The sequence below is a fragment of the Flagellimonas pelagia genome, assembly GCF_003584135.1.
In the GTDB taxonomy this organism is placed as follows: domain Bacteria; phylum Bacteroidota; class Bacteroidia; order Flavobacteriales; family Flavobacteriaceae; genus Flagellimonas; species Flagellimonas pelagia.
In genome coordinates, this window is the sequence record NZ_QXFI01000036.1 from 136,885 (window position 1) to 151,766 (window position 14,882).

A 14,882-nucleotide genomic window follows, 5' to 3' on the forward strand; every position below is an offset into this window, starting at 1 on the left:
CAATTGCGGATCAGAAGCGAGTATTTTGCATATTTTTGACCCGCGAAGCATCCAAACCTACTGCTAAACAAGTATATAGGGTAACAGTTGACCGAATGACAGCCAAGAACAACAGGTTATTTTTTATTGATGCCATGCGCGCATGGGCCATTTTGATGATGCTGCAAGGGCATTTCATCGATGGACTTCTTGACCCTATTTTTAGGGATACTACAAATCCCGTATACAATATTTGGCTCTATTTCAGGGGAATAACCGCTCCGGTCTTCTTTACGGTTTCCGGTTTTATTTTTACTTTTTTGCTCATCAGGGTACCCCAAAAAGGCATGGACAATCCCAGGGTTGCCAAAGGTGTGCGCCGTGGATTGCAATTGTTGCTTATTGGGTATTTGCTCCGATTGAACCTTTTTGGTTTGTTTAAAGGGCAATTGTACAATTCCTTTTATCTGGTTGATGTACTTCACTGTATAGGCCTTTCCATATTGGGCGTCATTGGCGTATATTTGCTCACTATCAACAAAAGAAAATATGTTTTTCCGTCGGTACTGATAGGGATTACCCTATTGCTTTTTCTTTTCGAGCCCGTCTATAAACAATGGACGTTCTCGTTCTTGCCCGATTTGATTGCCAACTATTTCACCAAAGCCAACGGATCGGTGTTCACCATCATTCCTTGGTTTGGGTATACGGCCTTGGGAGCTTTTATTTCGGTTTTGTTCACCAAGTACAGGGAATCCAAATATTTGTTCCCTGCCGCTATTTCCATTGCCCTAACAGTTGGCTATCTGTTGATCTATCAATCCTCCAGAATGTTCGATGGACTGTATGATGCAACAGGATTGGAACTGTTTAAAATGATTTTGGCCAACAATTATCTCTTCATCCGTTTAGGGAACGTGTTCTTGGTATTTGCCGTGTTTATGGTGCTTCGCCAATTCATGACCAACAAAACCGTTTTAAATATTGGTGCCAGTACACTTTCCATCTACGTGATCCACTTTATCATCCTGTATGGAAGTTTTACAGGATTGGGACTATACCGATTCTTCAACCACTCCTTAACCCCACAAGTGGCCATTCCAGGGGCCTTGGCCTTCATGGTTGCCTGCACTTTTTTAGCCTTGAAATACAACCAATACGAAGAACGCATCAAATCCCAGATCAGTTTGGGGTTTGCCACTGCAGTATCCCAACTCATGGATTTCAAGGAAGCTTCCGTCCCCGTTATCCGCGAACTTTCCATAAGGGGAAGGCTTGTGTTGAGAAGGTTTTTGCGTACCGTCCGCGGATAGATTCCACAAAAAAGCATCCAGTCCGAAAACTGAATGCTTCGTATTATTTCATTTCTTTTAAATCTTAGATATGCAACGCCCTATCATCCGTTGCTGCCAATGCTGCTTCTTTTACAGCTTCTGCAAACGTTGGGTGGGCATGGCTCATTCGGGAAATATCCTCGGCTGAAGCCCTAAACTCCATGGCGGTAACACCTTCAGTGATCAAATCCGCACAACGAGCACCGATCATGTGGACTCCCAATACTTCATCGGTCTTTTTGTCTGCCAAAATTTTCACGAAGCCATCCAAATCCATACTGGCCCGGGATCTACCCAAGGCACGCATCGGGAATTGACCCACTTTGTACTCCACACCTTCTTCCTTCAATTGCTCTTCGGTCTTGCCTACAGCCGCAACCTCTGGCCATGTATAGACCACTCCGGGAATCAAGTTATAATCGATATGTGGTTTTTGGCCCGCCAATAATTCAGCCACCAATGTTCCTTCTTCTTCCGCTTTATGAGCCAACATCGCTCCTTTGATTACGTCACCAATAGCGTAAATGTTGGAAACGTTGGTCTGCAAGTGAGCGTTCACTTCCACTCTACCCCTGTCGTCCATTTTTACACCGGCCGCTTCAAGGTTCAATCCATCCGTGTAAGGTCTTCTTCCCACGCAAACCAAGCAATAATCTCCGGTCATGGTCACTTCATTGCCTTTTTTATCATCAGCTTTTACGACGACCTCATCCCCTTTACGTTCTACGGATTTCACTTTGTGCGAAAGGTTGAACTGTACCTTTTGCTTCTTCATCACCTTGGTAAGTTCCTTGGAAAGGGCTCCGTCCATTCCCGGAATGATGCGGTCCATGTATTCAACCACAGTGACTTCGGCACCAAGACGCTTGTACACCTGGCCCAATTCCAGACCAATGACACCGCCCCCGATTACAATCAAGTGCTTGGGAACTTCTTTTAGTTTTAAAGCTTCCGTAGAAGTGATTACCCTTTCCTTATCAATTTTGATAAAAGGAAGGGTAGATGGCTTGGATCCTGTGGCAATGATGATGTGCTTCGCCTCAATGGTTTCTTGGCCATCCTCTTTGGCTATGTTTATGTGCGTGGCATCCTTAAAGCTACCAACGCCATGATATACATCGATTTTGTTCTTGTCCATCAAAAAATCGATACCCTTGATGGTCTGGTCCACTACACTCTGCTTGCGGGCAATCATTTGCGCCAAATTCACCTTGATCTCGCCAGGAATATCGATACCGTGCTCCTCAAAGTGTTTTACAGCATCCTCATAATGATGGGATGAGTCCAAAAGGGCTTTGGATGGAATACAACCCACGTTGAGACAGGTTCCGCCCAAGGTGGCGTATTTTTCGATTATGGCAGTTTTCATTCCCAATTGGGCACATCGAATGGCCGCTACATAGCCTCCAGGTCCGGAGCCGATGATAGCTACATCATATTGATTCATATTGAATGATTTGTAAGGATATTTTTGTAACTGATCTGTTCATAAAAAACAGTTGTAAAAATACGAATGTTTTTCGGGATCGTCCCATCAATTGATTCTGAAATACATCAATTTCGAAGATATGACAAATCCAATGTCCCCTGTTAAATATGGACGGAAGGACTGTTCTTCACTTCATTGATCACAAAGGAACTCTGGGTATTACCAATATTGTTGATGGCCGTAAGTTTGGTGATCATGAACTCGCGATAACTCTTCATGTCCTCCACGTTGATTTTCAGAATATAGTCGTAATCACCACCGACATGGAAACATTCCGACACTTCTTCCAGCTTTAAGATCTCCCGTTCAAAACGTAAAACATTCTCCTTGGTATGCTGCACCAGACGGATGTGACACATTACGGTAAAGTCCCGATTGACCTTGGACTTGTTCAACAATGCAACATAACCGGTAATGACACCGGTCCGCTCCAAACGACGAATGCGCTCGTATACCGCGGTTTTGGATAATTGCAGCGCATCCGCATATTGTTTGGTGGTCTTTTTACAGTCTTCCTGAAGAAGCGCAACCAATTGTTTGTCCAAAGCATCCAATTCCATGGTGAAGATTTTTCTATTGAAACCAATATATAACATCAAAATTAGAACAATATTCTATTATTAATAAAATATTAGTTCTATTTCCTATAAATAGGATTAATAATTGACTTTTAATCTATATCTGAATAGATTTACAAAAAATCGTATATCATGGACTATAAAGCTGCAGAACGCATTCAAGACCTTCAATATTTTGGTGAATTTGGAGGAGTAAACCCTTCCATATCAGATTCATCAACCTATACCTTCCTAACAGCGAAGACGATGTTCGACACCTTTGAGGGAAATACAGAAGGTTGTTACCTGTACAGCAGGCATTCCTCCCCTTCCAATCTATATTTGGGAGAGGCCATGGCCCAATTGGAAGGCACCGAGTCTGCCAATGTGTTTGCTAGTGGTATGGGTGCCATCAGCGCCGTGATCATGCAATTGTGTGATAGTGGCGACCATATTGTATGCAGCAGAACCATATACGGGGGCACTTATGCCTTCTTGAAGAATTTCTTGAAAAAGTTCAACATAACCACCTCATTTTTGGACATTACGGATTTGGACGCTGTCACCAGAGCCATCACCCCAAAAACCAAAATGATCTATTGTGAAGCCATCAGCAATCCGTTGTTGGAGGTGGCCGATATTGCTTCCCTGTCCAAAATTGCCAAAAAGCATGATATTCCTTTAGTGGTAGACAATACCTTTTCACCTCTGAACATTGGAGCGGCTCAGTTGGGTGCGGATATTGTGGTGCACAGTCTTACCAAGTTCATCAATGGAAGCAGCGACTGTGTAGCGGGGGCCGTTTGTGGCACCAAGGATTTTTGTCTTGGTCTAAAAGATGTGAACAACGGTGCAGGTATGTTGTTTGGAAGTACCTTGGACAGTCTTCGGGCGGCATCCATCCTAAAAAATATGCGTACGCTGCACATCCGCATCAAAAAACACAGTGAAAATGCCCATTATCTAGCAGAGCAATTTGAAAAAGATGGTTTAAAAGTGGTGTATCCCGGCTTGGAAAGTCATCCCGGCCACGAATTGATGAAAAAACAGATGAATCCAGAATATGGCTTTGGCGGTATGTTGACGTTGGATGTTGGTTCGTTGGACCAAGCCAATGCCTTGATGGAACTCATGCAAAAAGAAAAACTGGGGTACCTGGCAGTGAGTTTGGGCTTCTACAAAACCTTATTTAGCGCTTCGGGAACCTCTACCTCTTCCGAAATCCCCGAAGAGGAACAAAAGCAATTGGGTCTTTCCCAAGGACTTATCCGTTTTTCCATCGGATTAGATAATGATATTCACAAAACCTATCTATCCATGCGCCACTGTATGGAAACTTTGGGAATCCTTTCACCTGTTTCGGCTTTGGTGTGATGGTATTGCGTTCCCGTTTGCAGAACAAGAGGCAAAGTTGTAATATTACCTCTTAACAAACTCAGACCACATGGCTAATCCAGAGGAAAAACCACATTTTAGGGAAGACGAACATATTGTTGAGAACAAGAATCTAAGCATCACCGAAGCGCTCATCCCTGTATTTGCCTTGGTGGGCATGTTGGCTTACAACGTTTTTGTCTTTGGAGATGATGCCCTGAGTGGCTCCAATCAGTTTATCCTATTGATGGGAGGTGCAGTAGCTGCCATTGTCGGTTTCTTTAACAAGGTTTCCTATCAACAAATGATCGATGAAGTCGCCGAAAATGTGCGGTCCACCACGGGAGCCTTGCTTATCCTTCTCATGGTTGGAGCACTTTCCGGAACTTGGTTGGTGAGCGGTATTATCCCTGCCATGATCTATTACGGTCTGCAGATATTGAACCCAACCATATTTTTAGCGGCTTGTGTGATCATTTGCTCCATCATTTCGGTGGCCACAGGAAGTAGCTGGACCACATCTGCCACTGTGGGTATTGCCCTGGTGGGTATTGGGGATGCCTTGGGCATTCCTTTAGGAATGACGGCTGGAGCCGTGCTTTCCGGAGCTTATTTTGGAGACAAGATGTCTCCTTTGAGCGACACCACCAATTTGGCCCCTGCCATGGCCGGAGGGGATTTGTTCTCCCACATTCGCTATATGACCTTGACCACTACCCCTACCATCATCATTACCTTGGTGTTCTTCATCATCATGGGCTTTACCATTGATACTTCTGGGGTTGCGGATACCGGTTCCATTTTGACGAACATCAGCAAAACCTTCAACATTAATGGATGGTTGTTTTTGGTACCTATCGCCGTAATCATCTTGATTGTGAAAAAGGCTCCTCCTTTGATGGCCCTATTGATCGGCACACTCTTGGGTGGACTTTTTGCTCTCATTTTTCAACCGGGTATTGTGGCACAGATTGGTGGTGGCACCCAATTGACTTTTGAAGCCGCTTATAAAGGCATTTTGAATGCCATCACCGTTGATACCAATATTGCCACGGACGATCCCGCATTGAACGATCTGTTCTCTTCAGGAGGCATGTCAGGAATGCTGGGGACCATTTGGCTCATTGTCTGCGCCATGGTTTTTGGAGGCATCATGGACGGTATAGGAGCTTTGGAGCGTATCACCGAATCCCTGTTGAAAATGGCCAAGACCACTTTTGGACTCTTTGCTAGCACCGTTGGAAGCTGTTTGGCCCTCAATGTTACGGCATCCGACCAATATCTGGCCATCGTGGTGCCTGGTAAAATGTTCTCCAAAGCGTATAAAGAGCGTGGATTGGCACCGGAAAACCTTAGCCGTTCTTTGGAGGATTCCGGTACCGTGACATCGGTTTTGGTGCCCTGGAACACTTGTGGCGCTTATCACAGTGGGGTTTTGGGTGTCAGCGTTGCCGAATATGGCATTTTTGCCGTCTTCAATTGGTTGAGCCCCATCATGACCTTGTTGTTCGCAGCTTTCAAAATAAAGATCAAGCAGCTTACGACCAGCGGTTCGTAACAAGGCTTCCATTCTTTAATTTTTTCTAAAATCATGGGAAGGGGTTGCCCCTTTCAGCATTAATCTTTTTACCTTCACACCAAAATAAAAATCTTTTATAATGGCTTCAATCACATTGGGCGGAAGTCCCGCCAGTACTCTTGGGAATCTCCCTGAAATTGGTTCAATAGCACCTGATTTCACTTTGACAAAATTAGACCTATCCGAAGCTTCCCTAGCGGATTTTAAAGGACAAAAACTGGTTTTGAACATTTTCCCGAGTGTTGATACGGGAACTTGTGCCCAATCGGTTCGTCATTTCAACAAGGATGCGTCCGAATTGGAAAACACCAAGGTGCTTTGTATTTCCAAAGACCTTCCCTTTGCACAAAAAAGATTTTGTGGTGCCGAAGGGATTGAAAATGTGGTCATGTTATCGGATTTCAAAACAGGGAAATTCGGCAACGATTACGGTTTGACATTTTCCGATAGTGCCTTCAAAAATTTGCTGTCCCGCTGCGTAGTGGTGCTGGACAAAAATGGAAAAGTGGTATATACGGAACAAGTGGCCGAAACTGCGGACGAACCCAATTACCAAGCAGCGCTCGACGTACTGAAGAATGCCTAAGGAATCTCTCTTTATGAATAGAATTCGCGGTGTGGGATATGCCCTAAAGGGCATGTTCCTGCTGTTGCGTACCGAAAGTAGCATACAGATCCAGTTCTGTATTGCCATTATTATGACGGTCGCAGGGTTCTATTTTAAGATTTCAAATACGGAATGGATACTCCAGTTGCTCGCCATTGGTATGGTCATGGGCATTGAAGCATTGAACACGGCCATTGAAAAGGTATCCGACTACATTCAACCCGAAAAAGACCCTAAAATCGGATTTATAAAAGATATTTCTGCCGGGGCCGTTATGATAGTGTCCATCATTGCAAGCATCATTGGGCTCATCATTTATGTACCCAAATTCATGTAGCATCATCCAAGGACAATTGTAGCATCGTAAATTTGTAACTTAGCCCCGCATTAAACAGGATTAATGGCAAAAAAAAGAACAAAATCAAAATCAAAACCTACTGCTGCCAAAAAGAAGGTGTCTTTTAAGCCCTCAAAGCAGAACAAGATCATCTTTGGTAGTCTTTTGATCGTTCTCAGCATCGCGCTTTTTTTCTCTTTCATGTCCTTTTATTTTACATGGCAGGAGGACCAGAGCATGCTGTCTGAATTTGCCAACCGCAATGCACAGGCCAGCAACCTTTTGAACAAATTCGGGGCCAGTGTCAGCCATTTTTTCATGTATCAAGGGTTTGGATTGGCATCATTCGCCTTCCCCTTCCTTTTGGCCATCACAGGATTGTATCTTTTCTTGGGACTTGACGGCAAAGGACTTGTTGGAAAATGGGTCTGGGGACTAACAGGAATCATTTGGGTTTCGGTCGCCTTGGGCTTTTTTGCTGCGGACCTTCCCCTTTTAGGTGGATTGATCGGCTACGAGGTCAATGATTTTCTTCAGGATTATACCGGCAAGATCGGGGTTTTCCTCATCTTGATCTTTGTATTGATGGTCATTTTGGTGCGTCTGTTCAATTTCACCCCAGAGGGCTTTGCCAACTTTTTCCGTTCCCAAAAACAAAAGATTAAATCCGATTTTGAAGAACCCACAGGCAATCATGTTGATAGTGAAGATGATGAGGAGAGCGGTATTGAACTCAATTTGAATGACAAAACCCAGGAAAAAATCGATACCTATACCCACAAAAAAGACATTCCCCCTCTTAAAAGTGAGGCCGGCTTGGATGTAAACCTGCCCGAAGAAGAAGAAGAGGAATCAGACATCGATTTGACCGTTGAAGAAACGAAGGAAGAAGAGGAAAGCGAAGTAAAGGCCGCTAAATTGGTAAAGGATTTTGGTGAGTTCGACCCCAAATTGGAGCTCGGTAATTACAAGTTCCCTCCTATCGATTTGTTGGATGCACATGGTGCCTCAGGGGGCATTACCATCAACCAAGAGGAACTGGAGGAAAACAAGAACCGTATCGTCAGCACCCTCAAAAACTATAAAATTGGCATCGCCCAGATCAAGGCGACCATAGGTCCTACGGTAACTCTTTACGAAATTGTTCCTGAAGCAGGTATCCGTATTTCCAAGATCAAAAACTTGGAGGATGACATCGCCCTTTCATTGGCAGCATTGGGCATCCGTATCATTGCCCCTATTCCCGGAAAAGGAACGGTAGGTATCGAGGTGCCGAACAAAAATGCCACCGTGGTTTCCATGCGATCTGTGATTGCCTCCAACAAGTTCCAAAAGGCTGAAATGGAACTTCCGGTCGCTTTTGGAAAGACTATCAGCAACGAGACCTTTGTGGTGGATCTGGCCAAAATGCCCCACTTGCTTATGGCTGGGGCCACTGGTCAGGGTAAATCCGTGGGTCTTAACGCCGTCATCACTTCTTTGCTCTATAAAAAGCACCCTGCAGAGGTGAAGTTCATCTTTGTGGATCCCAAGAAAGTGGAACTGACGCTATACAATAAGATTGAACGCCATTTCTTGGCCAAACTTCCGGATTCGGATGAGGCCATCATCACCGATACGACCAAGGTAATCAACACCCTGAACTCGCTCTGTATTGAAATGGACAACCGCTATGAGCTGCTTAAAACGGCCATGGTGAGGAACATCAAAGAGTATAATGCCAAGTTCAAGGCCAGAAAATTGAACCCCAACGATGGGCACAAATTCCTTCCTTACATTGTTTTGGTCATTGACGAGTTTGCCGATCTTATCATGACAGCTGGTAAGGAAGTGGAAACACCCATTGCCAGATTGGCACAGTTGGCCAGGGCCATCGGAATCCATTTGATCATCGCCACACAACGGCCTTCGGTCAATGTGATCACAGGTATCATCAAGGCCAACTTCCCTGCCCGAATTGCCTTTAGGGTGACCTCTAAAATTGATTCCCGTACCATTTTGGATGCCCAGGGGGCCGATCAGCTCATCGGTCGCGGAGATATGTTGTACACCCAGGGCAATGATATGACACGTTTGCAGTGTGCCTTTGTGGATACTCCCGAAGTGGCCAAGATTACGGATTATATTGGGTCGCAACGTGCCTATCCAGAAGCTCACATGTTGCCCGAATATGTTGGGGAAGATTCTGGCACAAGTATTGATTATGATATTTCGGAAAGGGATGCCATGTTCCGTGAGGCTGCAGAAGTCATTGTAACGGCACAGCAAGGATCCGCCTCCCTGATCCAACGTAAATTGAAATTAGGCTATAATAGGGCCGGAAGGATTATTGACCAGTTGGAAGCCGCAGGAATTGTGGGGCCATTTGAGGGCAGCAAAGCAAGGCAAGTTTTAATCCCTGATATTTATTCTTTGGAACAACATTTGGAAAATGAAACAAAATAAAACCATGATCAAAAAATATATTCTTTTTATCGCACTATCCACCGTCGGACTTTTTTCATACGGACAGAATGCCGATAAGGCTAAGGCACTTTTGGATGATGTATACAACAAGGTGAAGTCCTACGACAATATTTATATTGAATTCCAGTCCTCATTGGAAAACACCGAGGCCAACCTAAAACAGGAAACCAATGGCAATGTAACCTTGAGCGGTGAAAAATACGTATTGAACTACCTTGGCGCAGAACAATTGTATGATGGTAAGAAAGTATATACCATTGTACCGGAAAACGAGGAAGTGACCATCGAGGACGTGAACGAGGAAGAGGACAACGTGAGCCCATCCAAAATGCTGACTTTCTACAAAACAGGACATAATTATAAATGGGACATCCTCCAAAATGTTGGAGGCAGAAAAATCCAATATGTGAAGCTCACCCCCATCGACTCCAATTCAGAAATCAAATCTGTGTTGCTCGGTATCGATACGGAAACCAAGCACATCTACAAATTGATCCAAACGGGTAACAATGGCACCAAGACCACCATTACCGTTAATTCTTTCAAAACCAATCAACCACTTTCGAGCACTCTGTTTACCTTTAACGAGAAAAAATACGAGGATAAAGGGTATTACATTACAAGAAACTAGGCATTGAAAATACTAGACCAGTATATATTAAGGAGATTCCTTTATAATTTCTTCAGTTCCTTTTTCATCTTGATCGTCATATTCATTTTTCAGGGAATATGGCTGTTCATTGATGATTTGGCCGGGAAAGGTCTGGGTATTGTAATCATCGCAAAGTTCATTTTTTATTTTATACCTACCTTGATTGATAAGGTATTACCGTTGACGGTTTTGCTTTCTTCCATCCTCACTTTCGGAACTTTTGCCGAAAATTATGAGTTCGCTGCCATGAAGGCTTCGGGCATTTCGCTACAGAGAGGCATGCGGAGTCTAATCGTATTCGTACTCTTTTTGGGCGTGGTCACTTTTTTCTTCGCGAACAACGTGATTCCCAAATCGGAGCAGAAAATGTTCAACCTCAGGCGGAACATCGCCAAGGTGAAACCTGCCGCCGCAATTACCGAAGGGGTTTTCAGTGACTTTGAAGGAACCGGGCAAGGTATGAACATCAAAGTGGACCGAAAGCATGGGGAACAAGATCGTTTTCTGGAGAATGTCATCATCCACAAAAAAAACAATCAAAATATCAATACCACGGTAATCAAGGCCAAGTCCGGGGAGTTGATCAGCAGCGAAGAATCCGACATTATCCAATTGGTGCTCAAAGATGGCAATTACTATGAAGAACTGACACCAAAAGATGCCAAGGAACGGAGGAAAGAACCCTTTGCCAAGTCGGATTTTGAAACGTATACCATCAACATCGATATTTCCGAACTAAACGACCAAGATCTGGAAGAAGATCAGAACATTACCACCAACAAAATGAAGAATGTGAGCCGGTTGATCAAGGATATCGACTCATTGCGCGAGAACAACTTGGAAAAAGTAGAAGCATTTTCCAAGAACATTGTGAACCGAATGGGAGCTTTCCCCGTGATTGTCAAAAAGGACAGTATTGAAAAAAAGTCCTCGCCGGAGCTTATTGTTTCCGACAAGGACAAAAAAGTAGAAAAAGATTCCATTAGAACCGTCAATGACTTGTTGAACAGCATGCAAACTTTTGAACAGTTGCAGGTAATGAAAAAGGCAAAAAATGACGTGTCGGGTATCCTGAGTACGGTAATCGCCAAAAAGGACGAACTTCAGACCAGATATAAATTTTACAATAGCCATATCCTATCCCTTCACCAAAAATATGCCTTGGCGCTATCCTGTATCATCCTGTTCTTTGTCGGGGCGCCCTTGGGGGCCATTATCCGAAAAGGCGGACTTGGATTGCCCATGGTAATAGCCATTGTCTTATTTTTGACTTATTATTTTATTGGTGTTTTCGCCGGCAATTATGCCAAGGAAGGAAACATACACCCTGCCCTTGGTGCTTGGCTTTCCACGTTGATCATGATGCCCTTGGGCATATCCTTGACCAAAAGGGCCACTGCGGATAAAGGATTGTTCGGGTTTGGAAATATTTTTGATAGAATAAAAAGCATTTTCAAAAAAAGAGAAGAAGAAGCTGAAGCTGATGAAGAAATAAATTTAGATGCTATAGACATAAATTCTGAATTGTTCATGGATTTATCTAAATATCCTGACAATAGACTAGTCGACATGACAAAAAATTATAAGCAATATGAATATTCAAAAGAATATAGAAACACAGCTTTAAAAGTTTTAGAAACTAGAGGAACAACGGTTGAGGTTTTACGTTACAGAGGTGATTTAAGCAATGAGAAGTATGAAAAGGCCTTGGAGAATTATTCTCAATATTTAAAATACGCTGATTGGGCATTAAATTTATACTTCATTTCTCTTGTTCTGCCAATAATTTTGGCCTTTACTGGGATACAATTACCAGTATTAGTTTCTGTAAATGTACTTATCTATCTAGTATTTCTTTATTGTGTTGCGAGAAGTTCAATCCAATTTTCGAATCTATATAAATTGATTGGAAAAGATATGTTCTTGAATCCAATTCTTATATTTTTTATTGGAATGTTGGCCTACGTTGTGATTTATTATATAAATAGAAAACATATTCGAAAGGACCTTAATTCAATTCGATAAAACTTAATTCAATTTCAATTGAAAAAAATACAACTGAATGCCATAGAGGAAGCCATTGCCGATATTCGTGAGGGCAAGGTGATTATTGTGGTGGATGATGAAAACCGGGAAAACGAAGGGGATTTTATTGCTGCCGCAGAAAAGGTCACCCCGGAGATGATCAACTTTATGGCCATGCACGGCCGCGGGCTCATCTGCGCACCCCTGACCGAGGACAGGTGCGAAGAACTAGGTTTGAACATGATGGTCCAGAACAATACCGTGCTACACCAGACCCAATTTACCGTATCCGTAGATTTGTTGGGATATGGCTGTACCACAGGAATATCCGTGCATGACCGGGCCAAGACCATTCAAGCCTTGGTAAACAAGGAAACCAAACCCCATGAACTGGGGAAACCAGGACATATTTTTCCGCTACGTGCCAAGAACGGTGGTGTTTTGCGCAGAACTGGGCATACCGAGGCCGCCATTGACCTAGCTAGATTGGCAGGCTTGGAACCTGCCGGTATTTTGGTGGAAATTTTGAACGAGGACGGGACCATGGCCCGTTTGCCCCAATTGATGGAAGTCGCCAAAAAATTCGACTTAAAAATTATCTCCATCGAGGATTTAATTGCCTATCGCATGGAGCATGATAGCCTGATTGAGCTAAAGGAAACCTTTACTATTCAGACCCGGTTCGGTGAGTTTAGGTTGAGGGCCTACCAACAAACGACCAATGACCAGGTTCACATTGCCCTTTTAAAGGGTAACTGGAAAAGTGGGGAACCTGTTTTGACCCGTATCAATTCAACCTTGGTCAACAATGATATATTGGGTACGTTGACCAATAATCCCGATGAAGCCTTGCAACGCATGTTCCACGCTTTAAATAATGAGGAAAAAAGTGCGATGATCTTTATCAACCAAGGAAATCAATCCATGAACCTATTGAACAGGTTGTCCGAATTTAAAAAACTACAGGCCGAGGGTGTAACCAATGCACCAAAAATTGAGATGGACAGTAAGGATTTCGGTATCGGGGCACAGATACTGCACGACCTGAACATTTCCAAAATTCGTCTGTTGAGCAACTCTGCGCACACCCGCCGTGTAGGTATGGTAGGATATGGTCTGGAAATTGTGGAATATGTGAATTATTGATAAGATGCCTCGCTCTTCTTAGCATGACAGGCAATTCCGTTTGATTAAAACAGGGATTCATTGGGATGCTTCACTTTGTTCAGCATGACAAAACCAACCCAAATTGAAATTTGTTAATTGCTTATTGTCAATTGAAAAGTGTGTCTTGAACTACAGAAACCATTTTCAAAGCCCTCTCCTCCATTTCTTTTTCAGGCCAGCTTAATTTGATCAAACAGGAGATGGTCCTTCCCATCCAATGATCGGACGCTGAAAAATCACTCTTGCTATAATCAGGAAGTGCATTTTTCACCTCTTGTGGTAGACTGCCCAAGGATTTGAGTTGGGTCAAGTGATCCCACTTTTTATAATAGTGCCAATTGTTGCTGTACCAATAAAAGCAACCATCCACCCCATTTTCCCCGAGGGCTTTGTGCGCCTTTTGTGCCAATTCTTCCGTTGGAAGAAAGAAACTGAGGAACGAATAGTTCTCCTCCCCTCCTTCTGGAACAGACCTAAAAATCACTTCTGGAATTTGGGCCAAAGCTTCCCGCAAAATGGTATAGTTCCTTTTTTGGATGGAAAGAAACTCCTCCAAACGGGAAAGTTGTGCCAAGCCCACCGCTGCATTCATTTCGGATATCCTGAAATTGTACCCCAAGAAAGGATGTTGTTCCGCTCCCCTATCATTACCTATGTGGTCATGGCCGTGATCGGAATATTTATGGGCATTTTCGTAATACGTTTCATTGTTGGTGATAATCGCACCTCCCTCGCCACAGGTAATGGTCTTCACATAATCGAAAGAAAAACAGCCGAGGTTGCCATAGCTTCCCAAGGGTTTCCCTTGATAGCTCCCCCCGATGGCCTGACAGGCATCCTCCAAAAGTAAAAGTCCATGCTTATCGCAAATCTCCTTTAATGCCTTCAAATTGGCCATAGAACCGCACATATGCACGGGCATAATCACTTTGGTTTTTGGGCCAATGGCTTTTTCCACAGCAACGGGATCAAGGGTCAGGGTGTCATCAATATCCACAAGGACAGGGACAGCTCCCAACGCCAAAATGGACTCAAAACTGGCCACAAAGGTAAAAGTGGGCATGATGACCTCATCCCCTGCTCCAATTCCCGCGCTGGCGAGGGCCACTGTTAAAGCTGCGGTACCACTGCTCACCAAATGCACATGTTGGGCCTGCATACGCTTGGCAAGGGCGGCCTCCAATTCCTTGGCCTTCCAATGTCCGTTGCGCATACCATCGAATCCGTAGCGCATGAGCACCCCCGAATCCAATACATCCTGTACTTCTTTCCGTTCCTTATCCCCAAAAAGTTCAAATCCTGGCATTCTTTATTTT

At 43.8% G+C, this 14,882-nt stretch carries 12 protein-coding genes; 9 read left to right on the forward strand and 3 right to left on the reverse strand.

The window, feature by feature from the left end; genetic code table 11:
- The first annotated feature begins 95 nt into the window (after positions 1–95).
- Positions 96–1,292, forward strand: a complete 1,197-nt coding sequence (locus D2V05_RS17610) for a heparan-alpha-glucosaminide N-acetyltransferase domain-containing protein (RefSeq protein WP_119649370.1) — start codon at positions 96–98, stop codon at positions 1,290–1,292.
- A 64-nt stretch (positions 1,293–1,356) separates the two neighbouring features.
- Here the strand turns inward: D2V05_RS17610 and lpdA are convergent, their stop codons facing one another.
- Positions 1,357–2,760 (reverse strand): dihydrolipoyl dehydrogenase, encoded by a 1,404-nt coding sequence (gene lpdA / locus D2V05_RS17615; protein ID WP_119648834.1) that lies wholly within the window; start codon positions 2,758–2,760, stop codon positions 1,357–1,359.
- 143 nt (positions 2,761–2,903) lie between these two features.
- Complete coding sequence (locus D2V05_RS17620) at positions 2,904–3,362, reverse strand: Lrp/AsnC family transcriptional regulator (RefSeq protein ID WP_119649372.1); 459 nt, start codon at positions 3,360–3,362, stop codon at positions 2,904–2,906.
- A 150-nt stretch (positions 3,363–3,512) separates the two neighbouring features.
- Here D2V05_RS17620 and D2V05_RS17625 point away from each other — a divergent pair, with 150 nt between their 5' ends.
- The 8 genes from D2V05_RS17625 (at position 3,513) to ribB (ending at position 13,545) form a co-directional block, all read left to right on the forward strand.
- Complete coding sequence (locus D2V05_RS17625; RefSeq protein WP_119648835.1) at positions 3,513–4,733, forward strand: aminotransferase class I/II-fold pyridoxal phosphate-dependent enzyme; 1,221 nt, start codon at positions 3,513–3,515, stop codon at positions 4,731–4,733.
- Between the two features lie 70 nt (positions 4,734–4,803).
- Positions 4,804–6,291, forward strand: a complete 1,488-nt coding sequence (gene nhaC / locus D2V05_RS17630; RefSeq protein ID WP_119648836.1) for a Na+/H+ antiporter NhaC — start codon at positions 4,804–4,806, stop codon at positions 6,289–6,291.
- Positions 6,292–6,391: 100 nt separating this feature from the next.
- Positions 6,392–6,898 (forward strand): thiol peroxidase, encoded by a 507-nt coding sequence (gene tpx, locus D2V05_RS17635; protein WP_119648837.1) that lies wholly within the window; start codon positions 6,392–6,394, stop codon positions 6,896–6,898.
- A complete protein-coding gene (locus tag D2V05_RS17640) occupies positions 6,891–7,256 on the forward strand; it encodes a diacylglycerol kinase family protein (RefSeq protein WP_119648838.1) in 366 nt (121 codons plus the stop codon). The genes tpx and D2V05_RS17640 overlap by 8 nt, the downstream gene beginning before the upstream one ends.
- A 63-nt stretch (positions 7,257–7,319) precedes the next feature.
- The gene (locus tag D2V05_RS17645) at positions 7,320–9,701 is read left to right on the forward strand and encodes a DNA translocase FtsK (RefSeq protein WP_119648839.1); all 2,382 of its coding nucleotides are present in this window, start codon (positions 7,320–7,322) and stop codon (positions 9,699–9,701) included.
- A gap of 4 nt (positions 9,702–9,705) precedes the next feature.
- Positions 9,706–10,353, forward strand: coding sequence for an outer membrane lipoprotein periplasmic chaperone LolA1 (gene lolA1 / locus D2V05_RS17650; protein WP_119641848.1), 648 nt, complete (start codon positions 9,706–9,708; stop codon positions 10,351–10,353).
- Between the two features lie 3 nt (positions 10,354–10,356).
- On the forward strand, positions 10,357–12,399 hold the full coding sequence (locus D2V05_RS17655) for an LptF/LptG family permease (protein ID WP_313786757.1): 2,043 nt from the start codon (positions 10,357–10,359) through the stop codon (positions 12,397–12,399).
- Positions 12,400–12,417: 18 nt separating this feature from the next.
- A complete protein-coding gene (gene ribB, locus D2V05_RS17660) occupies positions 12,418–13,545 on the forward strand; it encodes a 3,4-dihydroxy-2-butanone-4-phosphate synthase (RefSeq protein ID WP_235855489.1) in 1,128 nt (375 codons plus the stop codon).
- Positions 13,546–13,672: 127 nt separating this feature from the next.
- On the opposite strand, the gene D2V05_RS17665 is transcribed toward ribB, so the two are convergent.
- Positions 13,673–14,872 carry a DegT/DnrJ/EryC1/StrS family aminotransferase gene (locus D2V05_RS17665; protein WP_119648841.1) on the reverse strand — a complete coding sequence of 400 codons (1,200 nt, stop codon included), beginning with the start codon at positions 14,870–14,872 and terminating at the stop codon, positions 13,673–13,675.
- Positions 14,873–14,882 lie beyond the last annotated feature (10 nt).